This window comes from Anoxybacillus sp. P3H1B, from assembly GCF_001560855.1.
Classification (GTDB): Bacteria; Bacillota; Bacilli; order Bacillales; family Anoxybacillaceae; genus Anoxybacteroides; species Anoxybacteroides rupiense.
Genome location: NZ_LPUG01000009.1, coordinates 497,463 through 522,913, shown reverse-complemented (window position 1 = coordinate 522,913; position 25,451 = coordinate 497,463). Strand labels below are relative to the sequence as shown.

The window sequence follows — 25,451 nt, the reverse complement described above, 5'->3', positions numbered from 1 at the left end:
CATGAATTATTTCTTTTTAACAAATAATATGTATAAACCAAAAAGAATCAGCAACAACGGCCAAAATCTCCAAATCGAAGAAATGCTTGTTTGAAAAAGGAGAAAAAAATCGCTAAACCGATCAGAAAACAGCATAAAACAAGCTAAAATAAAAAAAAGCAAGCTTTGGACAAATCCGGTTTTCATTTTTCGAGCACTGAGGAAAAAAGCCAGTGAAATAATCAAAAACAAGACGCCGATATGCTTCGGCCAGATTGGCAACAGCTGAGAAAGAAGAAAATGAAGACCAAAGCCTAATAGCACCGTACCGGGAAAGATGTGCTGATATTCACGGGCATAATATGCTTGTCCAAGCAAAGCCATTCCAAAAATAACAAGCAAAGCCGGCCAGCCTTGAAACACTTTTAAAAACGCAAGCTGCAACTGTCCTCCTAAAAAATAGATTCCTAAGCCAACCAGCACAATCCCGGAAAAAATTCCGTGTTTTTTCATCCGTCTCTCCTCATTTCTATATATGATGATGCAACTTGATGATGTTCACATCTGCAGCGATAGGGAGTTTAGGCCGTTTTCTACAGTCGGGTGGTTGAGCTACGCCGCTTCACAGAAGGATGAATGGAAGCTGAAAGCGGCATGGCTCCCACCTTCGTCACAAAGATGCGTGATAAAAAAGCAAGCCTGTGACCTTTTATAGATCGCGTTCGTTCCATCCTGAAGTTGTATAGTCTTAAAATCTGGAACATATCGTTCATCCCAAAGCAGAGCCCCATTTCCTCGACGGTAGGCGGTGAACAAGAGCTAAACAATATCCGCTCCTAGATCAATGAATTTGTTTAGAAACGATACTGTTCGGTCGTCCGACCGGTGCAATGAGCCCCTTACTGGCGCTTATGCTGTTTTTCGGCGCGCGTACGCTTTGGGTTGCGAAGCCGCCATTTTATTTGCGAGCGGCACTTATACAATAAACGTAGCTTGATGAATGCCGCTTTTTTTGTTAAGGTACATATGGGAGAAACATGATCTCGGATCAGTCAAACATCTGGTGTGATTCTGTATAAAAGTTTATCATAGACTTTCAAATTGTGTTCAAATTTTTTTTCGGTATCCTGTCCATATACATGCTATAATATATGGAGATGTCATGTACTTTCGTTGAGGGGGTATAGGAAAAGTGCATATTCTTGTCGTTGGCATAAATTATAAAACGGCCCCTGTAGAAATTCGTGAAAAGCTTGCATTTAGCGAATCGGAATTGGTTGAAGCGATGAAGCTTTTGCAGCAGCAAAAGGGCATTTTAGAAAACGTCATCATTTCGACGTGCAATCGCACAGAAATTTATGCTGTTGTCGACCAAGTGCATACTGGGCGCTATTATATAAAAACGTTTTTAGCAAACTGGTTTCAGCTTGAAAAGGAAATATTGACGCCATATTTGACGATTTTGGAGCATGAAGCGGCGATCGAGCATCTATTTCGTGTCGTCTGCGGCTTAGATTCGATGATTTTAGGCGAGACGCAAATACTGGGACAAGTGCGTGCTAGCTTTTTGCTTGCTCAAGAGGAACACACGATTGGCACGATTTTTAAACAGCTATTTAAGCAAGCCATTACGCTCGCCAAACGTGCCCATTCTGAGACAGAAATCGGTTCAAATGCCGTGTCTGTAAGCTATGCGGCCGTAGAATTAGCGAAAAAGATTTTTGGAGATTTATCGACTAAGCGCGTTCTGATTATTGGAGCCGGAAAAATGGGGGAACTGGCTCTGCAAAATCTTTATGGAAGCGGCGTGCAGCAAGTGACGGTTATTAACCGCACATTTGAAAAGGCCAAGCATTTAGCTGAGAAATTTTCAGGGAATGCGAAGCCGCTTTCTGAGCTGCAGTGCGCCTTGATTGATGCCGACATTTTAATCAGCTCCACAGGCGCAAAAGGTTATGTCATTACGAAGGAAGTGATGACGCATGTAGAAAGAATGCGGAAAGGCCGTCCGCTTTTTATGGTGGATATCGCTGTGCCGCGCGACTTGGATCCGGCGCTTTCGGAGCTTGACAGCGTCTTCTTGTACGATATTGATGATTTAGAGGGAATTGTTCAAGCGAATTTGGCGGAACGCAAAAAAGCAGCAGAACAAATTGAAATGATGATTGAAGCTGAATTGGTGGAATTTCAGCATTGGCTCCATACATTGGGCGTTGTGCCGGTGATTGCCGCGCTTCGCGAAAAAGCATTGGCCATTCAAGAGGAAACGATGCAAAGCATCGAACGGAAGCTGCCGCATTTGTCGGAGCGTGACCGGAAAGTGTTAAATAAGCATACGAAAAGCATTATCAATCAATTGTTGCGCGACCCGATTTTGCGTGCCAAGGAATTAGCGGCTGAACCGAACGCAGAAGAGGCGCTTCAGCTGTTTGCGAAAATTTTTAATATTGAAGATGCCTTGCAAGTGCCCAAACCATCTCGCGATCCTCGCGTAGATGCTGAACGCTCGGTTGTACCATCTCTACAGCCATAAGAGAGGAATTTTGCGAATGCTAGAGATGAATGTGACAAGGTTGTACGAAATGTCCGTACTTTTGTACGCATTATCTGTGTCTTTATATTTTATAGATTTTTTGCATCATAACCGGAAGGCAAACCGCACGGCCTTCTGGTTACTTTCTATTGTCTGGGTTTTTCAAACCGCCTTTTTCTTGCTGCGCATCGTCGAAACGAAGCGTTTTCCGATTTTGACGATGTCGGAAGGCCTTTATTTTTATGCGTGGGTGTTGATCACGCTGTCGCTTGTTATCAACCGTTTGCTGCGTGTGGATTTTATCGTGTTTTTTACAAACGTACTCGCCTTTTTTATGTTGGCGCTGCATACGTTTGCGCCTGCTCATTATCAATCGGAAGCGACGGCGGAAAAGCTTATTTCTGAATTGCTGATTATTCATATTACGATGGCCATTCTCGCTTATGTGGCGTTTTCTCTATCGTTTGTTTTTTCTGTTTTATACATGATTCAGTATCATTTATTAAAGCAGAAAAAATGGGGGAAACGCTTGTTGAGAATGACGGACTTAACCAAATTGGAGGAAATGTCCCATATTTTAAATTTAATCGGATTGCCCATGTTGCTTCTTGGACTTATTTTAGGGCTCATTTGGGCTTATATTAAAATTGAACATTTTCACTGGTATGATGCAAAAGTGCTTGGTTCATTTTTGGTGCTTGCAGTGTACAGCTTTTATTTTTACAAGAGAATTGTTCAAGGAATTCGCGGCAAAACGATCGCATTGTGGAATATCGGATCATTTTTCTTTTTACTGATCAACTTTTTCTTATTTGGTAGCTTATCGAAGTTCCATCTTTGGTATTCATAATGGAGGAAGAACATATGCGGAAAATTATTGTCGGTTCGCGCCGCAGCAAGCTTGCTTTAACGCAAACAAACTGGGTCATTTTACAGCTGAAGGAGCTTGGTGCGCCGTTCGAATTTGAAGTTAGGGAAATGGTAACAAAGGGCGATCAAATTTTACATGTGACGTTGTCCAAGGTTGGTGGAAAAGGACTATTTGTGAAAGAAATTGAACAAGCCATGCTGAATAAGGAGATTGATATGGCCGTTCATAGCATGAAAGATATGCCGGCTATCTTGCCGCATGGACTAACCATTGGCAGCGTTCCGAAGCGGGAAAATCCTCGCGATGTCATGATTAGCAAACAGCGGCTTTCATTTGCAGAGCTTCCAAGCGGAGCGGTGGTTGGAACGAGCAGTCTGCGCCGTTCTGCTCAACTGTTGGCAAGGCGCCCTGACATTCAAATAAAATGGATTCGCGGCAATATTGATACAAGGCTAGCCAAATTACAAACAGATGAATATGATGCCATCATTTTGGCTGCGGCAGGCCTTTTGCGGATGGGATGGGCTGAGGAGGTTGTGACGGAATATTTATCGACGGATATTTGCCTTCCGGCTGTCGGCCAAGGAGCGCTAGGGATTGAATGCCGTGAAGACGATGAAGAGCTGCTAGAATGGCTGCAAAAATTAAATGATCGTGAAACGGAACGCGCTGTTCTTGCAGAACGCGCCTTTTTGCGGGAAATGGAAGGAGGCTGCCAAGTTCCGATTGCCGGATACGGTTATGTGAACAAGCGAGATGAAGTCGTGTTTACAGGTCTTGTTGCTTCTCCTGATGGAAAAGAAGTCTATAAAGATATGGCTGTCGGAACCGACCCGGAGGAAGTAGGAAGAAAAACAGCCGAGGTGCTTGCGGAATTTGGAGCCAAAGCATTGATTGATCGGCTGAAAGAGGAGTTAGATCAATCATGAAAACACTTCCTTTGCAAGGGAAAAGCATCCTTGTCACAAGAGGGAAGGAGCAGGCAAATGAATTTTCAGCCAAGCTGAGAAAAGCGGGAGCTTGTCCGATAGAAATTCCGTTAATTTCTATTTCAGCTGTAACGGAACGGGAGCATGTAGAGAAATGTCTTAGCCGTTTATCAAGCTATCGTTGGCTTGTGTTTACAAGCGCAAACGGTGTCCGCTTTTTCTTTTCATTTATAACCGATAAGACGACGCTTCCTCATGTAGCGGTCGTTGGCACAAAAACGGCTCACGCTTTAGAAAAAAGGGGCATTCATCCCGATATCATACCAGATCGGTTTGTTGCCGAGGGACTGGCAGAGGCGATGAAAGCAGCGATTGAGCCCGGCGACCGAATCTTGCTTGTCAGAGGAAACCTGGCGCGACCGAATCTGAAGGAAGAGCTGGCCGAGCTTGGAGCGGAGGTTACCGATCTCGTTGTTTATGAAACACACCTTAATGAAAGCGGCAAGGAAGAACTGTTTCATTTATTGAGCAAGCGAGCGATAGATATTATGACCTTTACAAGCTCGTCAACGGTCCAAAGCTTCATGCAAATGGTTGAAGGGGAGAACTGGCAGGAATTAATCGAATCTTGCGTTATTGCCTGCATCGGGCCGATTACTAAGCATACGGCCGAACAATTCGGTTTGACGGTACATATTTGTCCTGATCAATATACAATTGATGATATGATAGAAGCGATGGAAAAATTTTTTATAAACCGTTGATTTATTGGAGGGAAAACGATGGACGCATTACAATTTCACCGCCACCGCCGTTTGCGGCAAACGGAGAATTTACGGGCGATGGTGCGGGAAACACATCTTCATGTAGAAGATTTCATTTATCCGGTTTTTGCGATCGAAGGAGAAAATGTAAAACAAGAAGTTCCATCAATGCCTGGAGTGTACCAATTTTCATTGGATCGCTTAAACGACGAAATTGCGGAAGCGGTAGAGCTCGGAATTAAATCTGTCATTATCTTCGGCATTCCGAACGAAAAAGATGAAGTAGGATCTCAAGCATATTGTGAGCATGGCATTGTGCAGAAGGCCATTCGCCAAGTAAAACAATCCTTTCCTGATCTTGTGGTAATTGCCGACACATGTTTGTGCGAATATACAAGCCACGGACATTGCGGCGTTGTCGAACAGGAGGAAGTATTGAACGACCCATCGCTTGAACTGCTTGTAAAAACAGCGGTGAGCCAAGCAAGTGCCGGGGCAGATATTATCGCGCCATCCAATATGATGGACGGCTTTGTGGCGGCCATTCGCCGTGGGCTGGATGAAGCGGGCTTTGCTCACGTGCCGATTATGTCTTATGCTGTGAAATATGCCTCTGCTTTTTATGGACCGTTTCGTGATGCCGCTAATAGCACACCGCAATTTGGAGACCGCAAGACCTATCAAATGGATCCAGCCAACAGACTTGAAGCGTTTCGCGAAGCTGAGTCCGATGTGGCTGAAGGCGCCGATTTTATTATGGTAAAACCGGCTCTTGCCTATTTAGATATTATCCGCGATATGAAAAACCGTTTTCACCTTCCGATTGTGGCATACAATGTGAGCGGGGAGTACGCGATGATCAAAGCTGCGGCGCAAAACGGTTGGGTGAACGAAAAACAAATTGTGCTGGAAATGCTGCTTGGCATGAAGCGGGCCGGCGCTGACTTAATTTTAACTTACTTCGCAAAAGATGTAGCCCGCTGGCTCAAAGAATAGGGGGCGAGGGAAGATGAGAAGCTACGAACGTTCAAAACGAGCCTATCAAGAAGCGGTGCAGCTGCTGCCCGGAGGGGTGAACAGCCCCGTTCGCGCCTTTCGATCCGTAAACATGGACCCAATTTTCATGGCGCACGGAAAAGGCTCCAAGATTTATGATATCGACGGAAACGAATATATTGACTATGTTTTGTCATGGGGACCGCTTATTCTCGGACATGCAAATGAACGGGTGGTCGAAGCGCTGAAAAAAGTAGCGGAAAACGGTACAAGTTTTGGCGCGCCAACATTAATGGAAAACGAGCTAGCAAAGCTTGTGATCGAGCGTGTGCCATCGATAGACATTGTGCGCATGGTCAATTCCGGAACAGAAGCGACGATGAGCGCGTTGCGTCTAGCTCGTGGTTACACAGGACGAAACAAAATTCTTAAATTTGAAGGCTGTTATCATGGGCATGGCGACTCGTTATTAATCAAAGCCGGATCAGGAGTAGCGACACTTGGTTTACCTGACAGCCCGGGCGTGCCGAAATCCGTCGCGCAAAATACCATCACGGTGCCTTATAATGATTTAGAAAGTGTCCAATATGCTTTCGAACAATTTGGTGAAGACATTGCTGCGATCATTGTTGAACCGGTTGCCGGAAATATGGGAGTCGTTCCGCCGCTGCCTGGGTTTTTACAAGGATTGCGGGACATTACGAATGAATACGGGGCATTGCTTATTTTTGATGAGGTAATGACAGGTTTTCGTGTTGACTATCACTGTGCCCAAGGCTATTTTGGCATTATTCCGGATTTAACCTGTCTTGGTAAAGTCATCGGCGGCGGTCTTCCGGTTGGCGCATATGGCGGCAAAGCGGAGATCATGGAACGTATTGCTCCGAGCGGTCCGATCTATCAGGCTGGTACGTTATCGGGCAATCCGCTTGCGATGACAGCTGGATATGAAACATTAATTCAGCTCACTCCAGAAACATATGAACAATTTAAGAAAAAAGCGGATCGTTTAGAGGAAGGATTGCGAAAAGCGGCAGAAGCGTATGATATTCCTCATGCGATCAATCGCGCTGGTTCCATGATCGGCTTCTTCTTTACAAATGAAAAAGTCGTGAATTATGAAAAAGCGAAAACCTCCGACCTTGAGATGTTTGCCGCTTATTACCGCGAAATGGCTGAGCAAGGCGTATTCCTGCCACCGTCTCAATTTGAGGGCATGTTCTTATCGACTGCGCATACGGATGAAGATATTGAAAAAACGATTGAAGCAGCGGAAAAAGCGTTTGTTAAGCTGAAGGAAAAACGATAATGGAGACAAATGGACTGTGTACTTTCGTTAGGCACAGTCCATTTTTTTATTCATATTCTTTTTTTCACGCTCATAAATTGATAATGTCATTATAAAAAAGTTTGGACGAAAGAAACGGAAGGAGGAGTACGTTTGGATCAATCATATTTGCGCTTTTCGCTTGAGGAAGCGATCTGGTTTAAAAAGGGACAGGAAGTCCAAGAGTTTCTCTCAGTGTCTTTAGATCCGGTCATTTCCGTTGATGAATACGAGCATTATATTACCATTCGCGGAGCGCTTGAACTTAGCGGAGAATATCGTATGGCAGATGATGAAGAGGGAGAAGATGTAGAATTATACGACTTTGGTACGCATCGGTTTATTCAGCACATTGAAACACGTGAAGATGGAATCACGGAGCTGTTTCATCGATTTCCTGTCGATATTACCATTCCGAAGAACCGGATTGTGAATTTGGAAGATGTTTATGTCACGATTGAATCATTTGATTATGATTTAGGGCAAGATGGCCGTCTCTCGTTAATGGCGGATATTTCGATAAGCGGAATCAGTGAAGACACGGATGATGAAGCCGAGGATGAAGATGGGGAACCATGGTTCGAGCCGTTTGAAACAGTGGCGCGCAAGGAACTTTATGATGAAGAATATGAAGATGAATATGGCCGCTTTGAATCCAGCATCCATGCGGAAAACGAAGAGAATCTCGAAAACCATGGATGGAGTAATGAAAATGCTGAACAAGACAACGAGCATTGGAATCCTATTTTCGACCAAGCTGAAGAAAATGAAGAGACAGAGCCGGAGTTTGAAAATCACGGTCCGTTGATCGCCAACAACGAAAACAATGAAGCGCCAGAGCATGAAACAAAAGTATCAATTGGAGCATCCAAGCATAAGGATCAGGAAAACCATCAAGCTGTCGAGGGCGAAGAAACAAAAAAACAGAGAAAAGAAAATGCTCTCTATTTAACACAGTTGTTTTCAAAGGATCAAGCAGAAGATTTTTCAAGACTAAAAATTTGCATTGTTCAGCAAGGCGATTCGATGGACAAGATTGCACAGCGTTACGATTTAAGCATCCAACAAATATTAAGGGCCAACCAGCTTGACTATGAAGCTGAGCTTCGTGAAGGACAGCTATTATATATCCCCGTGCCGGCCAATAGCCGCCCGTAAGCCTAAAAATCTCCCACTTTCACGTCTTATCACAGCGAAAAAGTGGGAGATTTCTTTTCGAATGCAAGGAAAGGGGGATTTTTTTGAATACGCGATTGGATGACCATGTCATTTTAAGACAATATCATTTGCAGCCTTCCCATATTGTGAATGATGGAAAGGTGAAAAAAATATATACAAATGAAGGGATTTTTGTGCTCAAGGAAATCAAAAGCCAAAAAAGCCTTCAGGCAGTGGAGCAAGCGTATCGGTTTTACGGACCGCATATCGTGCCCATTTACGCCGCGAGAAATGGGGCGCCATTTGTCGCAGAAGCCGGCCGCTATTATTATTTAATGCCGTGGATATCCGGCGAGGAAAAGCGTGAGGAGAACCGCTTTCTTTCGTTTTTTCGCGATCTTGCGTGGCTGCATCGCCAGACGCTGCAAGAGGTTCCAATCAATCAAGAAGAAGTGAAAAAATATTACGAGGCACAGAAGCAGGAATGGGAAAAGCAGCGCTCATTTTTGCAAGCTTATGCGGAGCAATGCGAGAAAGAGTGGTATATGTCCCCCTTTCAGCTGCACTTTTGTACGTATTTTCGTGAAACGATGCAGGCATACTGGTTTGCGGAGACGCAGCTCGAAACTTGGTATGAACGAATAAAAGAACAAAAAAAGTGGCGGATTTCTTTCATCCATGGAAAGCCGGCGTTATCTCATTATATTCCTAACCATCATCAGGAAAAACGGTATTTTTTAAGCTGGGAACGGGCGCGCTGGGCTTCGCCGCTTGCCGATGTATGGCTATCTTTACAAGACTACGTGCGGATCGCGCCGCCAATGGATGAAAGCTGGATTCAGGGATTCAGCGAATATGAAGGGCAATTGATGATTCAGGAGGAAGAGAGGGCTTTTTTTATGAGCCACGCCGCTCCTCCGTCTCACTTCTATCGATTGATTTCCCGATATGGAGAACAAAAGCAGAAAAAGAGCGAATACGATAGCGTTGTGCAGCTGCATCGGGAATATTGGAGAATGAAGCACATAGAATATATCATGATGCGGCTTGTCCAGATCAATGAAAAAAAGGGGGAAGAGCAAACCCTAAATCCACTCGAGCCGGAAAGCGATCGCCAGCAAGATGAAGATCGCCAATAAGATGACATCGAAGGTCGTTGGCAAGAAAATCGTTCGAACCGCCTGAAAAATCGTAATCGGAATAATGATTTGCACACAAACGATGCGAATTTGCCGAAGCCATGGCGGCCAAGAATATGGATTAAACCTTTTCATGGATGCTCCCTCCTTTCTATCAGCCATTACTATTACAGTATGAAACCAAACGTTTTTTGTCACCGGAAATCAAAGATAAGAATAAACCGATAAAAAGATGGAAAAGATGATTGACGATGAAATTGGTTTTTCGGTAGTATGTATAGTGAACAGATGAAAAGCGAAGACAGGGAAGAGTACAACGAATAACCCTTTCAGAGAGGGAAATCAATAGCTGCGAGATTTCCTAGGACGTTATCGTTGGAAGGTCGCCCTTGAGCTGCTTCTTTGAACAGCGCTTAGCTTAGTAAAAGAAGCCGGTTGCAGCCGTTAATGCCTGAGGTGCCTAAGCGTTTTTTGGTTTGCTTAGGAAAAAAGGTGGTACCGCGAAAGAGATCTCCTTTCGTCCTTTTCGGATGAAGGGAGTTTTTTATTTTGCAGAAACATCATTAGGAGGGATAAACAGATGGATACAAAAGAGTTGACGATGCCGACGAAGTACGATCATAAAGCGGTTGAAACGAATCGCTATCAATGGTGGCTTGAAGGCAAATTTTTTGAAGCGGCTGGCGGAGAAGACAAGCAGCCGTTTACCATCGTCATTCCGCCGCCGAACGTAACAGGAAAACTGCATTTAGGACATGCGTGGGATACGACGCTGCAAGACATTATCACACGCATTAAGCGAATGCAAGGCTATGATGTGTTATGGCTTCCGGGAATGGACCATGCAGGTATTGCGACGCAGGCAAAGGTGGAAGAAAAACTGCGCAATCAGGGACTTTCTCGTTACGATTTAGGGAGAGAAAAATTTGTGGAGGAAACATGGAAGTGGAAAGAGGAATATGCGAGCCATATTCGTGCGCAATGGGCAAAATTAGGCCTTGGGCTTGATTACACACGCGAGCGCTTTACCTTAGATGAAGGGTTATCAAAGGCGGTGCGTGAAGTATTTGTGTCCCTTTACCGAAAAGGGTTGATTTATCGCGGAGAATATATTATCAACTGGGATCCAGTGACAAAAACCGCTTTATCAGATATTGAAGTGATTTACAAAGACGTGCAAGGTGCGCTCTATCATATGCGCTATCCGCTCGCCGACGGCTCAGGATATATTGAGGTAGCGACAACGCGTCCAGAAACCATGCTTGGTGACACAGCAGTGGCCGTGCATCCAGAAGATGAACGCTATCAACATTTAATTGGCAAAACGGTGATTCTGCCGATTACCGGTCGGGAAATCCCGATTATTGGCGATGAATACGTCGATATGGAGTTTGGCTCTGGAGCTGTCAAAATTACTCCTGCACATGATCCGAACGACTTTGAAATCGGCAATCGCCATAATCTGCCGCGCATTCTCGTCATGAACGAAGACGGAACAATGAACGATCACGCTATGCAGTATAAAGGATTGGACCGTTTTGAATGCCGCAAGAAAATTGTCAAGGATCTCCAAGAGCAAGGCGTCTTATTTAAAATTGAAGAGCATTTGCATTCTGTGGGCCATAGCGAGCGCAGCGGAGCTGTTGTCGAGCCGTATTTATCAACACAATGGTTCGTGAACATGAAGCCGCTTGCTGAAGCCGCGATTGAATGGCAAAAAAGAGAGGACAAAGTCAACTTTGTGCCAGAGCGATTTGAGAAAACGTATTTACATTGGATGGAAAATATCCGCGATTGGTGTATTTCACGGCAATTATGGTGGGGACATCGCATCCCGGCTTGGTATCACAAAGAAACGGGTGACATCTATGTGGATCATGAACCGCCGGCAGATATTGAAAACTGGGAACAAGATCCAGATGTATTAGATACATGGTTCAGCTCGGCATTGTGGCCATTTTCAACAATGGGCTGGCCAAATAAAGAGTCAAGTGATTATCAGCGCTACTATCCAACGGATGTGCTTGTAACAGGCTACGACATCATTTTCTTCTGGGTATCGCGCATGATTTTCCAAGCTCTTGAATTTACCGGCACTCGTCCGTTTAAAGATGTATTGATCCATGGCTTGGTACGCGATGCTCAAGGACGAAAAATGAGTAAATCGCTCGGCAATGGCGTGGACCCGATGGACGTCATCGACCAATATGGCGCTGATTCGCTGCGTTATTTCTTAGCGACAGGCAGCTCGCCGGGCCAAGACCTACGCTTCAGCACGGAAAAGGTAGAAGCAACATGGAATTTTGCCAATAAAGTATGGAACGCTTCACGTTTCGCCCTGATGAATATGGGCGGTTTAACGTATGAAGAGATTGATTTGGACGGTGAAAAATCCGTTGCTGATAAATGGATTTTAACTCGTTTAAATGAAACGATTGAAACGGTTACAAAGCTTGTAGAAAAATATGAGTTCGGCGAAGTCGGACGCGTTCTTTATAACTTTATTTGGGACGATCTATGCGACTGGTACATTGAAATGGCGAAACTGCCCCTATATGGCGCTGATGAAGCGGCCAAAAAAACTACTCGTTCGGTGCTTGCCTATGTACTTGATCAAACGATGCGCCTGCTGCATCCATTTATGCCGTTCATTACCGAGGAAATTTGGCAGCATTTGCCTCATGAAGGCAAATCCATTACGGTCGCATCTTGGCCAAAGGTGCGTTCTGAATGGACAGATCGTGAAGCGGCCGAAGAAATGCGTCTGCTTGTTGATATAATCCGTGCCGTGCGCAATATTCGCGCGGAAGTGAATACTCCGTTAAGCAAGCCCATTAAACTGCATATTAAAGCAAAGGATGCTGCTATTCAAGCAACGCTTGAGCGAAACCGCGCTTACATTGAACGCTTCTGCAATCCTAGCGAGCTGGTGATTGGTACAGATATAGCTGCAGCTGAAAAAGCGATGACAGCGGTCGTTACCGGCGCAGAGCTCAGCTTGCCGCTTGAGGGCCTTATCAATATTGAAGAAGAATTAAAGCGTTTAGAAAAAGAACTTGAAAAGCTCGATAAAGAAGTAGAACGAGTTCAGAAGAAACTAAGCAACGAAGGCTTCATCAGCAAAGCGCCGGCGCATGTCATTGAGGAAGAACACAAAAAAGAACAAGACTACATGGAAAAACGCGATGCTGTGCGGGCGCGCATCGCTGAATTAAAAGGATAGACCACAAGTGTTGATGATGCATGCCCAGTCGGCAAGCGAATGGCTTGGCGAATATGGCAGAAAAGCTAGGAATTAAGCAATGTCAATAGGATTTTATTGGATCATCAACACATCTGAGGATAGACAATAGCTGAATCGGTCATATATGATGAAGACGGGTCCATGCGTAGGATTCCGTCTTCCTTTTGCTTGCCGCAAAAAATCCGTGAGGAGGAGAGAACATGATCCAAACATATGATGAGGCACTCAAATGGATTCATCAACGGTTACGCTTGGGAATTAAGCCAGGATTAAAGCGGATGGAATGGATGATGGACAAGCTTGGCCATCCAGAGCGCCGAGTAAAAGCTGTTCATATTGCAGGAACAAACGGAAAAGGGTCGACGCTTTGCTATTTACGACAAATTTTACAGGAAGCGGGCTATTCAGTCGGAACGTTCACGTCTCCTTATGTTGAACAATTCAACGAACGGATAAGTGTGAACGGTCAGCCGATTTCCAATGCGGAGCTGCTTCAGCTTGCGCAAACCATCGAGCCGCTTGCTGAAGAGTTAGGGAAAACGGAGCTTGGAGAGCCGACCGAATTTGAAATCATTACAGCCATGATGTTTTATTACTTTGGCAAAGTGAACATTCAAGATGTGGTTGTGATAGAAACAGGCCTTGGAGGGCGATTCGATTCCACGAATATCATTTATCCATTGCTATCGATTATTACAAACATCGGGTATGACCATATGCATATATTAGGGGAAACGCTTGAAGCAATCGCATTTGAAAAAGCGGGCATTATCAAGCCGGGAGTTCCCGTGATCACGGCTGTTGAGCAACCAGAGGCGCTTCAGGTTATAAAAGAGAGAGCAGCTGAGGCAAAAGCGAAGGCCTATATTCTTGACCGTGATTTTACCGCAGCAGACTTTGAGCCAATAGAGACAGGAGAGCAATTTTCCGTCGAAACGCCGTTTGCCCAATATCCTCTTTTAGCAACGACGATGTTTGGAGCGCACCAAGTGAAAAATGCGGCGCTTGCCGTCATGGCCGCTGATTATTTGCGGACCTATTATTCTTTTATTATTGAAGAATCTCATATTCGCAGTGGAATTGAACAGGCGCAATGGCTGGGGCGCTTTGAAAGGATTTCTAATGAACCGCTCATGATTATTGATGGAGCTCATAATGAGGAAGGGATTCAGAGCTTGATTGAAACGGTAAAAACACATTATGCGGATAAAGCTGTGCATATCTTGTTTGCCGCTTTAACAGATAAACCGCTCAACAAAATGATTCAGCCACTTGCGAATATGGCTGCTTCGATCACGTTCACATCGTTCGATTTTCCGCGGGCAGCGACGGCTAAACAGCTCGAGGAGCTATGCTCACATCCAAATAAAGCATGTACGGAGAATTGGCAAGAATGGCTGACTGAAAAACAAGAAAAATATACAGAACAAGATCTTTTTTTAATTACGGGATCGCTTTATTATATTTCAGAAGTACGAAAGTTTTTAAAAAATTAATATATTTATAGCTATGATTGCTGTTATAATAAAGAAAATGGGACTTTGGGAGGGGGGATTGCTGTGAAAAGGTCATTTTTGGTACTTTTGTCGGTGTTGCTGCTGCTTCCGTTTTTTCCGGCAAGCTTTGTAAAACATGCTGCCGCAAGCACCAATTCGTTTGAAGTGTTGGAGATTGTAAGTCAATTATCTTCTCCATCGCCTTTACAGCAGGAAATCGGCAGTCGCCAAGATATTAACATCACGACGATGACGATGAAGCGATTTGTGGCGCTGCGCGATGAACTGGATGGCAAATACGACGCGATTGTGATTTCAAAAGGAGATTATAGTCCTGCTTCCGTCAAGTCATCACCAGACTCCAGTTCTTCGCAGCGAGCCCGTGCCCATGATACGAGAGACGTGATGAACGATATAACCAATTTACGCGCGCAGCAAATCAAACAGTTTTATATTGATAAAGGGTTGCCCGTGTTTCTGCATCAAGACGTATTCAAATATACCGACAGTAAATTGTACCAACAGTTTAAGCAGTATCGAGCAAACACGGCCAGCAACGTGATTGTGTTCCAAAATCAAACCGGTCTCGCCAATTATTTAGCGAACCGGGCGGGCCGTCCGCGCGTCCAGGTGACAAGCGCCCCATCATCCACGCAAGTATTTAAAAAAGGAGACAGCATCACCTTTTCTTACCAGATTGTCAATTACCAACGCTTTTCAAATAAGCTGCTTACTGTTAATTTGTATATTGATTCTGATTTTAACGATCAATATACGAATGAAGAAATTGTGGCTTCTAAGGAAGTCAAGAGTCAGTCAGGCACGATTTCTTACACGTTTCCAGCCGGATTTTCCGGCGTGCGCTACTGGAAGCTGGAAGTCGTTGACGAGGCTACAGCACTGAAGGACTATGAAAAAGGATATGTCAAATTTCAGGATGTCGTCCCTAAAATTAACGTGCTGCAAATCCGCAGCGGAAATGATGCCAGCTCGCTTCTAAACAGCAAAAACATGAACCAGTCCTATTTAAAGCGGACGAATGAATATGAAATTTCGATCGATGTGACAACATTAAGCGACTTTCAAAAAAGCCGGCAATATGAACCGAATTACTCTCATGAAGTGATCAATGGCAAGTACGATATGATTATTTTCGGATTTGCCGATTGTTATAACGGCTGTAACAATCCCATCAACTTAAACGCGAATGCGGTCCAGTCTGTGAAGAATTTTATTGCGACAGGACAAAGTGTCATGTTTACTCATGATATTATGTTTGGAAAAAATAACGTTTGGGTGAATGAATTCGGACCCATTGTCGGCCAAATTCAGCCGCAAACGGATTTAGGAAACGGAGCGCCGAATACGTCGACAAGCACGAAAAGGGTGAACAGCGGCTTAATCACCGACTATCCGTTTCAGCTTGCTGACAACATTACAGTGGCCACGACGCACAATCAATATTATACGCTCGATCTCGAAGACAGCTCGGTCATTCCTTGGTATAACATCGTCGGGTCCAATCGCGATGTGTATGACAGCTGGAACCATTACTATACGTATTCGAAAGGAAATGTGACCTATTCGGGAACGGGGCATGTCGGCACATCGGCTGGCTTCCCAGACGATGAGCAAAAGCTGTTCGTCAATACAATGTATCGCGCCTTTTTCGGTTCCAATCATGCACCGCAGCTGACCGTGTTTACCCCACGGGAGACGGAGGAAATTCCGAGCAATCAAAAGATTGAGCTGTCTTATAAGGTGGAAGATTTGGATTTAACGGACCGCACGCTGGCCACAAAAGTATGGCTGAACGGAAACGAAGTATATTCGAACAGCCTTGTGCCAAACGGAACGACAGTCATTCAGTCGATTCCTCATCAAATGCCGAACGGTGGGAAAGCGACTATCAAAATTGAAGTAACAGACGCAAAAGGAGCCAAAGTGACGAAGGAGTTTCAAGTAACCATTCAAAGGGTGACCGCCAATCTTGAGGTGAGCCGCTCCATTACAGCGACGCTGACTCCTGTTGATCGCAGCGTGACAGTGGAGTATACGCTGAACCCAAAACAGCTTTCCTTAACGACTAACTCGCCGTTAACCGTCACCAATATTCAGTTTCAAGAAAAGCTGCCGGCTGGCGTGGAGGTGACCTCGCTTCCAAACGGCTTTACGAAACAAGGAAGCATCGATCAGGGGTATACGATTACAGGAAAATTGCCGGACATTTCGTATCAGCAGAATGGCTCGCTCTTTACAGCGCCTCAGCAGACCTTTGCCATTCAGCTAACGCCGACGAAAAAAGGGGAGTTTTCGCTGCAGCAAGCTACTTTATCGTATCAAGATTTGAATGGCCAGACAGCGAATTTGTCCTTTAATCCGCTGCGCTTTGTGTCTGATTATGAAATCACCAGTGTCTCACTTCCTGATACCGTCTTTATCAATCGCGGCGTACCGAAAAATTTAAACCTGCTTTTGAGCATTTCGCCGCAAAACGCTACCGTCGCATCGATAGAATGGAGCGAAGCTAGCAATGGATCGATCGTATCAGTGGACAAAATGGGAGTGCTTACCGCGATCAATAAAGGAAGTGCGGAAGTAACGGTGAAAGTGAAAGACGCATTTGGCAATGAACGAACGGCAAAAACAAAAGCGATCGTCCGCATTCCGGTCGATTCGATCGAGATGAGCGATTTTACGGTTAGGGTCGGAGAGACCATACCAATTCCGATCACCGTTACACCAGCGGATGCGAGGGAAAGCGTTGCGTATTCCATTGGCGATAATCGATATGCCGATCTCGATCAAATCAATGGGACGATAACCGGAAAAACAGAAGGAGTGACCACATTGACCGCGAAAGCCTTTGATGCGGACGATCAGCTGGTGGAGAAGACGGTCAATGTCACAGTTCGAGCCGTTCCGGTCGAGAGCGTCACTGTTTTTCCAGCGACGGCCTCCATCCATCTTCATGACAAGCTTTCTTTGAAGGTGACGATTTTGCCGGAAAACGCGACAAATAAGCAGGTTCAATGGAGATCATCCAATGCCAGCATTGCCACAGTGGATGAAAACGGAACAGTGGTTGGTGTGGGTACAGGAACAGCGGTGATTACGGCGACCGCCCACAATGGAGTTCAAGGAACCGCTGTCATTCATGTGGGAGTGCCCTTGACCGGAATTTCGCTTCCGTCAACGATAACGGTCGAAAAAGGAAAAACGTTCAGCGTGCGAGCTTATTTGGCGAAAATACCAGCCAATGCGACCACTTCAATTACAAGCTATGAATATCATGTAGAGGACAGTTATTATGCGGTCGTCGATGACAGCGGAGAAGTTACTGGCAAACGACTAGGACAGACGGTGCTTACCGTTCAAGTGACGGATGAAAACAGTAAGGTTTGGACGGCGACGACCACGATTCGCATCGTCGAGCACACGGATCATTCAAATGGCGGCGAAAATGGCTGGCTGTATTAGATAAGGATGTGAAGCAGCGTGAAAAAACTATGGATCATCATGCTCATAGCATTGTTATTAGGCGGCTGCTTTCCATCGAAGGAAGAAAAGCGGCAGCAATTGATTCAAGCGATTCAAAAGGGCGATATCCAAGCAGTCAGGCAATATATTGCCGAGGAAAAGGATGTCAATTTTAAGACAAAAAACGGATCCCCTCTCGATATCGCGATGCAGCAAAACAAGAAACAGGTGGCTCTTGAGCTTTTGCAGGCGGGGGCGAAGTCGGCTTACATGCCGCTTCCTCCGCTTAGTTTTGTGATTGTTGCGGCCTCTGCGCAAGGAGCTGAGCAAAACGGCGAGCTTGTCGAGAAGATGGCCAATCAGCGCACGGCAAAAGAGCGCGATCGCGATGGCAATACGCCGCTTCATTATGCCGCTGGCAGCGGCGAATTAGAATGGGTTCGGCTTCTTTATCAACAAGGAGCGGACGTCAATGCCGCCAATCAAAGCGGAACGACACCGTTAATGGTCGCCGCGCAAAGCGGACAGACGGAAATCGTTCAATTTTTACATGAGCACGGGGCGGACATTGACCATGCAGACAAAGAAGGGGAAACCGCTTTATTTCAAGCGGTGGCCGGAAATTACTTAGAAACGGTTCGCTATTTGCTAAAGGCACGGGCCGATGTCAATGCCCAAACGAAAATTGGCAAAACGGCGCTTATGATCGCAGCGGAGTACGGTTATGAACCGCTTGTATCCCTGCTTTTAGAGCACGGAGCCGATGTGCGCGTCAAAGATCAAACCGGAAACACCGCTTTATCGTTAGCCACCTATTGGCATCATGAGAAAATTATTCAGCAATTAAAGCGAAAAGGAGCTCAGTAACCGAGCTCCTTTTATTTAACTTCAAGCTGATCGGGAATAACGGCTAGTTTTTTCACAAGCGGCAGCCCTAAGCCGCGATGAATAAAGACATTCATATCGTGATGAATAACAAATCTTGCTTGTTCCGCTTGCAGGTTCTCTGGCAGCGAAGGTTGGGTGAAGTCGATATTACGGCCGGTGTCTGACGTAGAGCCGCGGTAGGCGTTAATAACAAGGCCATTCGCATCGGTATTAGGAATGAGAGAGGATGTTCCCCGCGCAAAGATCCCGCCTTGAATATGAATATAAGAGCCGACAGCATATAAAATCGCATTGGAGTCCGTATAGAAGTACCCTTTTAAATTGGGCTTTGTCAATGAAAATTCATTTTGAAACTCGTTAATGCGGGCGATTTCCAACTCGCCTTTGGTCAATAAGACGACTTCTTTATCATTGATTCCAGAAATGGTAGCATTATAAATCGAAGTGTTTCCCATAACATAAATCGTTGAATCGAAGGCGACCGCTCCGCGAACAGCCAAATTTCCTAAAATAATCAGATTTCCTTTTATGGTAAGCTCTGTGGCTCCGCTGTTTTCCAAATAAGCGTTCCCATTGATAATCAGCCATTGATTCTCCTTCAACTCCAGGGTACTAAGATCCAAATATTCAGAAGAATATCCGTCGAGTAAAATCGATAGATTGCTATTATTTACAGTATATGGAAGTTGTTGGATGTCATGAATAACGGTAAAGCGATTTTTTAATTCGCTTAATAGACGTGAAACTGGAAGCTGGATAAGCGATTGATATTGTGCCTGGGCAGTTAGATCCGGATCAAAGGCGTTAATGCCGGCGGCGCTTAATAGCTTATCTTTTAATGTAAAATCGAAGTCCACATCGATAAACTCCCCATCTTCTGTTTGGACGGATGGGCTTGTGTACTGGAACGGAAGGGAAGGATTAGCCGCAAAAAGCTCGCTTTTCGTAAATCCTGTTGAGGATGGCTGATAGCAGGCTGGCGCACTGTTTGACTGTTCGCACACATAGCGGTTTCCGTTGGCAAATAAAATGCTTGTTGGGCTCGTCGTTGGAAACGAAGTAAGCTGGCTGTACATTTGCGAGTTGTAAATATAATTGGCGACATTCGCCATATAAAAATCGCGTCCGGCATAAATGTTTCCGTCAATATAGGCTCCGCCATTTAATGTCACATCCTGCCGCGAACCGATCGCATATTTTAAAAAACTAGGCGTATTGGTGATAATGACCTGGCGCGATACCGTCCGCTTCCCTGCTGTTTTGGAAATGACGTATACTCGCGTAAATAGCTTGCTGCGATCAATTTCTTTCATTTCTGTCAGATCTTGAATGGATACTTTATACCGTCCGCTTACCTGGTGAATAAATCCAGCTTGGGCATTGCCTAAATCCATGTCAAGCTGTGCAGGGGTAGACAGTTGAAGATTTTCCACCTTTACTTTTATTTCGGCGATCGCTTCTTGAATGGACTTGGTCGCCTCATGAAGCGATTCGACATCCTCCACACGAATTTTCGTAAAGTTCGCTTGATACAAGCTGACAGATAGAATCGTCAAGCCAAGCATAAAAAAAATCGTGACAACGAGCATCGTGAGCACTAAGCTATAGCCTTTCTCGTTCATGGTTTCACTTCCTTATCAAAATCCAAATTCCGTTTTCAAGGTAAAGGGCTTGATGTAAAGCCTATCGCTAGGATCGGCGTGGTCATGATCCTGAACGGCAAGCATCAATGTGACAACACCGCTTCGGCAAATGCTTCCCTCTTCTTTCACACAGCTGTATGAAACGCGGGATTGGTTTGTAATAATGCGAAGCTGGTCGGAGCTGATTTTCGTGCCGTTTATAAACAGCGCATCATTTTTCAACTCAATATTCAATAAGGCTCCTTGGTCTGTTGTGTGATCCTCGACCCAACCAACCTCTGAATTAATATTTTTTTGTTTATTATTGACAAATACAAGCTGGCCGTTTACGGTGCTGCTCTCAATCGTATCAATGCCATCAGGAGAAAATTGGTAGAGCTGATTCATCATCATGGCCACGACATAGTCGGCTTCGCTGCGCAGCTCGTTTTCGATGCCGATCCGCTTATAGGCGTTGATTCCGCTTAGCAGCACACCATAAATCGAAGCAAGGATGAAAGAAGAGATCGCCACTGCAGCTAGCACTTCGACTAACGATAATCCCCTGCTGTTTTTAACGAATGGTTTCATTTGCCACCACTCCTTCAAGCCACTCCGACTGCTCCCAGCTGTCTCCCCAGCGGACAATGACAACGATTTTTAATAAATAGTTTTGGAGATTGGAATCGTCATTTTCAATGGTTTCCTCTTGAAGCTTTTGCCGCAATGAGGGGGGGAACTCAGGTGGCGGCGCTTTTTTTAAGGCCTCCCATTGGTTGCTGTCATTATAAGGCATAAGAAATACACGAATGCGTTGTTCATTATATTGAACATTATTAATCATCGGCTGCAGCAACGCGCGGCAAACTTGTTGATCTTCAAAGAGCGATAGTTGGCATTTGGATCCATCAATGGTCGCATATGGTTCATTTGTACTATTTTGTTCTTCTTGCACATATTGTTTAAGCGAAGAAAAATCAAGGTGCTCCATATATACTAGCACGCCGCGGGCGACGTTAATGGCTACCGTTTTATCTTGGTTGTATGCGGTATATTTCATCGCATGGGTAAAAAATAAAAAAATACCTGTGGCGGCTGCGGACAAAATGACAATGGATGCCAACACCTCAATTAAGGTGAATCCTTCCGAGTGACAGGGTGGAATGAATTTCTTTTTTCCCATTTGGCACACCCTTCTTTTAAAATATATAACTTTATTATACAATATGTTAGAGTAAAATATTGTTTTATTTTTAGGAAATTTGTCGTAGCTTGTACCGAGAAACGGGGTGAAACATTGAAGTCGGTTTTCTTTATATTGATTGCGTTTGTCGTGGCTGTTCCCTTGTTATTGATGCTCCCCATTGGTTTAAGCAGGAGCGGCAAAACAGCAGCGCTTGTCGTTTCTTTGTCGCTCGCGCTTTTGGCCGCCGCTGCTGCACCTATGTTTCCGTTCTGGCAGCTGTGCTTGCTGCTGTTGCTGCTTGCTTTAGCAGCGACCTATCTACTTGACCGGCGCTTTGGCCACCTTCTTTACGCCGTTGCGAAGGAAGAGGATGAAGACGAGTTATTTGCATTCGAGACGGAAAGAGAAAGGATGGCCAAAGCCCCAGCTGTCGATGAGAGAGAGAATGGGGAGAAAGAACTTTTGATGTCAACAGATCGTGAACAAGAATTTCCCGTTTGGCCGCCTGCTGATAGAGAAATAGAAGAGGGGCTGATAACGGGCAAAGAGACTGCAAGCAGCACAGAGGCGGAGCTGGATCATTGGCTGTTTGACGATGAGGAACCAAAAGAGGGACTTGAGGGGGAGGCAAATAAAAAAGAGAAATCGAGGGAAACAGCAAGTGAATTACCAGAGTGGCCATTGGGAAATGACCAAGTCGAGACTCGGCTGCCGATGGAATCAGAGCCGCTAGATTCATGGGCTTTGGCTGATCAGGAGGCAAGCACACACGAACAGGACGCTCGGCCTGTTTGGAAAGACGGAGAGCTGGAAGAATGGATGGGGGCAGCTGAACAGCCATCAAAGGAAACAGTGGAGAATGTGGAGCTAGATGATCGGGACGGAGGGCTGTTTCCCGATGAGGTAGAAGAAGAGCGAGCGTTTGGAGAAGGCGGGAAACTGGAAGAGGAAATATTTTTCGGTGAGGAAGCGGACAAAGAGAGAGCAACAGATTGGCTAAACCCGCTGGATACAACGTGGCAGGATGAATGGCTCGTTGCTGATCTCACAACAGTAGAAGACATGATCGAGGATGGGGGGCAACTGGGAAAACATCCAAGCACAGGCGATGCGTGGCTACACATGTCCCAAGATCAGCCGGAAGCGATCATGAACAATGAAACAGAGAGAGTGGCGGCGGAAAAAGAACCGCTTGACGATGAGTCGTTTTTACGAGAAAAAAGTTCAGATTTTGCAGGCGGCTGGTCTTCTGCTTCTTCTGAACAGCAAGGCTTGCAAGAGGAAGCGGAGCGGTCTTCACAAGACAAAGAAGAGCGAGCATTTGCTGAAGATTTCCCAATGATCCAAGAAGAATGGGGAGAAGCCCATCCGCATACAGAGCCGCTTGATCCAGCATCCCCAGAGGCATCGGATGCACGAAAGGTAAGCAGCCGCATCATCCAGACGTTGGCGGACGAATGGCTGCTCATTCGCCATCAGTTGAACAAGGATGAGTATGAACAGCAAATTTTGCAATGTCTGCAGCGGCCGCTCGCGGATCAAGAGTATTATTTGTTGGCGCGTCTGCTCGTGGAGCATTATTTGCAAGAAAAAGAATACGAGAAACTAGCCTCGTGGCTTGACCATTTGCGGGAGAGATTTTCCTCTTACCCGATTTTACTGGAAGAAATTCGCTTTTTTGCTCAGAAAATGAACGATTATAAATGAACAGGTGTGGTGAAGAGAAGAGATGAAAACTAGTGCTCAAATCATAGGACTGCCGATTATAAGCATTGCAGATGGAGGACAAATCGGAACGGTCAAATTGCTCATCATCAATCCTGAAAAAGGATCTGTCGACTTTTTAACGATTGAACAAGAGGATGTGGCGTTTGGCTTAAAGGCGATTCCGTTTAAAAAAATCGTCGGCATCGGCGAATTTGCAGTAACAGTAGAGGATGATCGCGCGGTGATTGATCTGGCGGAAATCCCGATTGCCAACCAGCTCGTCAACAAACAAATCCGAATTAAAAATACAAAGGCCATGACCAGAAAAGGAGAATTGCTTGGCGAGGTAACGGAATTTTTCATCAATGACGAAACGGGAGAAATTATGGGCATCCACTTGCAAACAGAGGGGCGTCAGGCGATTCTGTCTTCTGAATGGGTACTCACGTATGGAAAGGATATTTTAATTGTCAGCGAAACTGCTCCGGATTCTTTGCTTGATGATGCGGACATGCTGGCTGAAAAAATAGAAGCGCCGATCCATGAGGCAAACGAGGCCGAGGCGGAAACAGCCGCAATAGAAGAAATAAAGGAACAGAATGCGCTAAAAGCGCTGCGGGAAAAACAAATGGAGCTATTGCAGGGCAAGCGTGTGAAAAAGGATATTTTCGATCTTAATGGCCACATTTTAATCAAAGCCGGAACGATTTTAACCGCTGAGCATATTGTCAAGGCACAAACGGAAGGGCCAAGTGTGATGATCGATTTATCAATGAATGTGGATGCATAAGAAAAGGAGGCTTTCGATTGTGCGGCCATTAGCTGGGGTTAAGCTGTTTTTAGTCATCGGCGCTTGCACGGTCTATTTCATTAGTTTTGCACAAGCGGCTCCGTTTGTCTATTCATCCTATTTTGTCAAAGAAACGTTTGCTGCGAATACGATGGTTGGACCAGTGCTACTTGCCAATTTATCCAAAGAAGAGGCGGTTCAGCGAATCGCGGAGAAAGTGAATCAGTGGAGAGATTCTGCCAATATAAAAATCGCGTATCAAGAAAAGACAGAAACGATTCCTTTGTCATTATTTTCATTCCAAGTTGAAAAAAGCGTCGATCAAGCTGTGGACGGACAAGCGTCACCACTTATTGTACAAATGAACGGCGAGTCGCTTTCACCCTTTATTGAGAAACTTGTAGCCCCGGCCTTATTGTCTTCGCTCAATCGCAAACAATTGGAGAAAGATATCGCTGCTGTGGCCTCCCAACTGCCGGCTAATCCTCCGGCGATCGATCTGGCCCGCTATGTAGATTCTCAGAAAACGGCGGAAACTATGCAGGTGAGCGAAGCGGTGATAAGCGACTTAGGCAAGCAACGCGCGGAAATAACCGCATGGATTGCCGACCATCCAACCATCGAAGTGAAAGGGAAAAGTGTTTTTTCACTCACGGCTTATTTACAAAGAAGCCTATCTCCAGATGGAATGAGTCTTCTTGCTTCCGCTATTTATCAGGCGGTTTTGCCGACGAACTTTACCATTGTCGAGCGCCATACGAGCCGCAGCTTGCCAAACGGCATTCCGATTGGCTATGAAGCAAAAGTAGATAAAGAGAACCGTGACTTCTCCTTTTATAATCCGAATATCAATTCGTATACTTTGAAATTTCAGCAAACGGGCAGCGGCTTTCGCGTGACGCTGATGGGGCTTCCATTTGCTTATAAATATGTGATAAAAGTGGGGGACATCGAATATTTTGCACCGAAAACCATTGTGCAATATAGCTCGCGTTTCAAACCAAATGAACGTCAAATGAAACAGCAAGGCCAGCAAGGAATGCTTGTTAAAGTGAAAAAGGAAGTATATGACGAAACCAATCAATTGATCGAAGCAAAAGAGGTTTCCGAAGATTTTTATCCGCCAGTTTATGCCATTGAAGTCCGCGGGTTGGAGCTTGGAGATGATTTACCGCAAGATGCAGCCGATCAAGGGGCAAATGGCGCTCTACAAAGCGGACAGCAACAGCAGCCAGCAAACGAAAAGGAACAAGAACAAACGGAAAACAGCCAAAATCCAAGTGAACAAACTCCAAAAACGGCCGATGAGCAAAATGAGAACACGCCGTATGAAAAGTAGGGA

The 25,451-nt window shown here is 45.2% G+C and carries 20 protein-coding genes and 1 other annotated feature; of the genes, 15 read left to right on the top strand and 5 right to left on the bottom strand.

Features of this window, described 5'->3' with window-relative positions; translation table 11 throughout:
• Positions 1-6: 6 nt before the first annotated feature.
• Positions 7-492 (bottom strand): LiaI-LiaF-like domain-containing protein, encoded by a 486-nt coding sequence (locus tag AT864_RS02895; RefSeq protein ID WP_066146257.1) that lies wholly within the window; start codon positions 490-492, stop codon positions 7-9.
• A 679-nt stretch (positions 493-1,171) separates the two neighbouring features.
• Here AT864_RS02895 and hemA point away from each other — a divergent pair.
• The 8 genes from hemA to ysxE all read left to right on the top strand — a co-directional run bounded on the left by hemA (position 1,172) and on the right by ysxE (position 9,696).
• Positions 1,172-2,512 (top strand): glutamyl-tRNA reductase, encoded by a 1,341-nt coding sequence (gene hemA, locus AT864_RS02890; protein WP_066146254.1) that lies wholly within the window; start codon positions 1,172-1,174, stop codon positions 2,510-2,512.
• A gap of 16 nt (positions 2,513-2,528) precedes the next feature.
• A complete protein-coding gene (locus AT864_RS02885; RefSeq protein ID WP_044742941.1) occupies positions 2,529-3,362 on the top strand; it encodes an inner membrane protein YpjD in 834 nt (277 codons plus the stop codon).
• A 14-nt stretch (positions 3,363-3,376) separates the two neighbouring features.
• Positions 3,377-4,312, top strand: coding sequence for a hydroxymethylbilane synthase (hemC, locus tag AT864_RS02880; RefSeq protein WP_066146251.1), 936 nt, complete (start codon positions 3,377-3,379; stop codon positions 4,310-4,312).
• Entirely contained in the window at positions 4,309-5,076 is a 768-nt protein-coding gene (locus AT864_RS02875; RefSeq protein WP_066146248.1) for a uroporphyrinogen-III synthase, read from the top strand. The genes hemC and AT864_RS02875 overlap by 4 nt, the downstream gene beginning before the upstream one ends.
• Positions 5,077-5,094: 18 nt before the next feature.
• A complete protein-coding gene (gene hemB, locus AT864_RS02870; RefSeq protein ID WP_044742938.1) occupies positions 5,095-6,072 on the top strand; it encodes a porphobilinogen synthase in 978 nt (325 codons plus the stop codon).
• Between the two features lie 13 nt (positions 6,073-6,085).
• Positions 6,086-7,381: a glutamate-1-semialdehyde 2,1-aminomutase gene (gene hemL / locus AT864_RS02865; RefSeq protein WP_066146245.1), complete on the top strand. Its 1,296-nt coding sequence runs from the start codon at positions 6,086-6,088 to the stop codon at positions 7,379-7,381.
• A gap of 132 nt (positions 7,382-7,513) precedes the next feature.
• Entirely contained in the window at positions 7,514-8,557 is a 1,044-nt protein-coding gene (spoVID, locus tag AT864_RS02860) for a stage VI sporulation protein D (protein WP_066146242.1), read from the top strand.
• 83 nt (positions 8,558-8,640) lie between these two features.
• Complete coding sequence (ysxE, locus tag AT864_RS02855) at positions 8,641-9,696, top strand: spore coat protein YsxE (protein WP_183186540.1); 1,056 nt, start codon at positions 8,641-8,643, stop codon at positions 9,694-9,696.
• Here the strand turns inward: ysxE and AT864_RS02850 are convergent.
• Complete coding sequence (locus tag AT864_RS02850) at positions 9,643-9,831, bottom strand: hypothetical protein (RefSeq protein ID WP_044742934.1); 189 nt, start codon at positions 9,829-9,831, stop codon at positions 9,643-9,645. The two genes, ysxE and AT864_RS02850, sit on opposite strands and share 54 nt — an antisense overlap.
• 154 nt (positions 9,832-9,985) lie before the next feature.
• Positions 9,986-10,224: a binding site (T-box leader), on the top strand.
• A gap of 52 nt (positions 10,225-10,276) precedes the next feature.
• Between AT864_RS02850 and AT864_RS02845 the strand changes: the two genes are divergently transcribed.
• The 4 genes from AT864_RS02845 (at position 10,277) to AT864_RS02830 (ending at position 18,783) form a co-directional block, all read left to right on the top strand.
• A complete protein-coding gene (locus AT864_RS02845) occupies positions 10,277-12,919 on the top strand; it encodes a valine--tRNA ligase (RefSeq protein ID WP_066146239.1) in 2,643 nt (880 codons plus the stop codon).
• A 221-nt stretch (positions 12,920-13,140) separates the two neighbouring features.
• A complete protein-coding gene (locus AT864_RS02840; RefSeq protein ID WP_066146236.1) occupies positions 13,141-14,436 on the top strand; it encodes a folylpolyglutamate synthase/dihydrofolate synthase family protein in 1,296 nt (431 codons plus the stop codon).
• 63 nt (positions 14,437-14,499) lie between these two features.
• On the top strand, positions 14,500-17,916 hold the full coding sequence (locus AT864_RS02835) for a DUF5057 domain-containing protein (RefSeq protein ID WP_066146233.1): 3,417 nt from the start codon (positions 14,500-14,502) through the stop codon (positions 17,914-17,916).
• Positions 17,917-17,934: 18 nt separating this feature from the next.
• On the top strand, positions 17,935-18,783 hold the full coding sequence (locus tag AT864_RS02830; RefSeq protein WP_066146231.1) for an ankyrin repeat domain-containing protein: 849 nt from the start codon (positions 17,935-17,937) through the stop codon (positions 18,781-18,783).
• Between the two features lie 11 nt (positions 18,784-18,794).
• On the opposite strand, the gene AT864_RS02825 is transcribed toward AT864_RS02830, so the two are convergent.
• The 3 genes from AT864_RS02825 to AT864_RS02815 are packed head-to-tail and all read right to left on the bottom strand — an operon-like array spanning position 18,795 to position 21,609.
• Entirely contained in the window at positions 18,795-20,426 is a 1,632-nt protein-coding gene (locus tag AT864_RS02825; RefSeq protein ID WP_066146228.1) for a hypothetical protein, read from the bottom strand.
• 15 nt (positions 20,427-20,441) lie between these two features.
• A complete protein-coding gene (locus AT864_RS02820; protein WP_044742928.1) occupies positions 20,442-21,017 on the bottom strand; it encodes a type II secretion system protein J in 576 nt (191 codons plus the stop codon).
• The gene (locus AT864_RS02815; RefSeq protein WP_044742927.1) at positions 21,001-21,609 is read right to left on the bottom strand and encodes a prepilin-type N-terminal cleavage/methylation domain-containing protein; all 609 of its coding nucleotides are present in this window, start codon (positions 21,607-21,609) and stop codon (positions 21,001-21,003) included. The genes AT864_RS02820 and AT864_RS02815 overlap by 17 nt, the downstream gene beginning before the upstream one ends.
• A gap of 114 nt (positions 21,610-21,723) precedes the next feature.
• On the opposite strand from AT864_RS02815, the gene AT864_RS02810 reads away from it, so the two are divergent.
• The 3 genes from AT864_RS02810 to AT864_RS02800 are packed head-to-tail and all read left to right on the top strand — an operon-like array spanning position 21,724 to position 25,448.
• On the top strand, positions 21,724-23,319 hold the full coding sequence (locus AT864_RS02810) for a hypothetical protein (RefSeq protein WP_066146225.1): 1,596 nt from the start codon (positions 21,724-21,726) through the stop codon (positions 23,317-23,319).
• A 22-nt stretch (positions 23,320-23,341) separates the two neighbouring features.
• Entirely contained in the window at positions 23,342-24,109 is a 768-nt protein-coding gene (locus AT864_RS02805) for a PRC-barrel domain-containing protein (RefSeq protein WP_066146222.1), read from the top strand.
• A gap of 19 nt (positions 24,110-24,128) precedes the next feature.
• On the top strand, positions 24,129-25,448 hold the full coding sequence (locus AT864_RS02800) for a VanW family protein (protein ID WP_066146219.1): 1,320 nt from the start codon (positions 24,129-24,131) through the stop codon (positions 25,446-25,448).
• Positions 25,449-25,451: the final 3 nt, after the last annotated feature.

Excerpts from the sequence above, each read along its gene's own strand:
- AT864_RS02815 (WP_044742927.1), bottom strand. The coding sequence starts at position 21,609 with ATGGGAAAAAAGAAATTCATTCCACCCTGTCACTCGGAAGGATTCACC.
- hemB (WP_044742938.1), top strand. The coding sequence starts at position 5,095 with ATGGACGCATTACAATTTCACCGCCACCGCCGTTTGCGGCAAACGGAG.
- AT864_RS02885 (WP_044742941.1), top strand. The coding sequence starts at position 2,529 with ATGCTAGAGATGAATGTGACAAGGTTGTACGAAATGTCCGTACTTTTG.
- AT864_RS02875 (WP_066146248.1), top strand. The coding sequence starts at position 4,309 with ATGAAAACACTTCCTTTGCAAGGGAAAAGCATCCTTGTCACAAGAGGG.
- AT864_RS02840 (WP_066146236.1), top strand. The coding sequence starts at position 13,141 with ATGATCCAAACATATGATGAGGCACTCAAATGGATTCATCAACGGTTA.
- AT864_RS02820 (WP_044742928.1), bottom strand. The coding sequence starts at position 21,017 with ATGAAACCATTCGTTAAAAACAGCAGGGGATTATCGTTAGTCGAAGTG.
- AT864_RS02825 (WP_066146228.1), bottom strand. The coding sequence starts at position 20,426 with ATGAACGAGAAAGGCTATAGCTTAGTGCTCACGATGCTCGTTGTCACG.
- AT864_RS02850 (WP_044742934.1), bottom strand. The coding sequence starts at position 9,831 with ATGAAAAGGTTTAATCCATATTCTTGGCCGCCATGGCTTCGGCAAATT.
- AT864_RS02895 (WP_066146257.1), bottom strand. The coding sequence starts at position 492 with ATGAAAAAACACGGAATTTTTTCCGGGATTGTGCTGGTTGGCTTAGGA.
- hemC (WP_066146251.1), top strand. The coding sequence starts at position 3,377 with ATGCGGAAAATTATTGTCGGTTCGCGCCGCAGCAAGCTTGCTTTAACG.
- AT864_RS02845 (WP_066146239.1), top strand. The coding sequence starts at position 10,277 with ATGGATACAAAAGAGTTGACGATGCCGACGAAGTACGATCATAAAGCG.
- hemL (WP_066146245.1), top strand. The coding sequence starts at position 6,086 with ATGAGAAGCTACGAACGTTCAAAACGAGCCTATCAAGAAGCGGTGCAG.
- AT864_RS02805 (WP_066146222.1), top strand. The coding sequence starts at position 23,342 with ATGAAAACTAGTGCTCAAATCATAGGACTGCCGATTATAAGCATTGCA.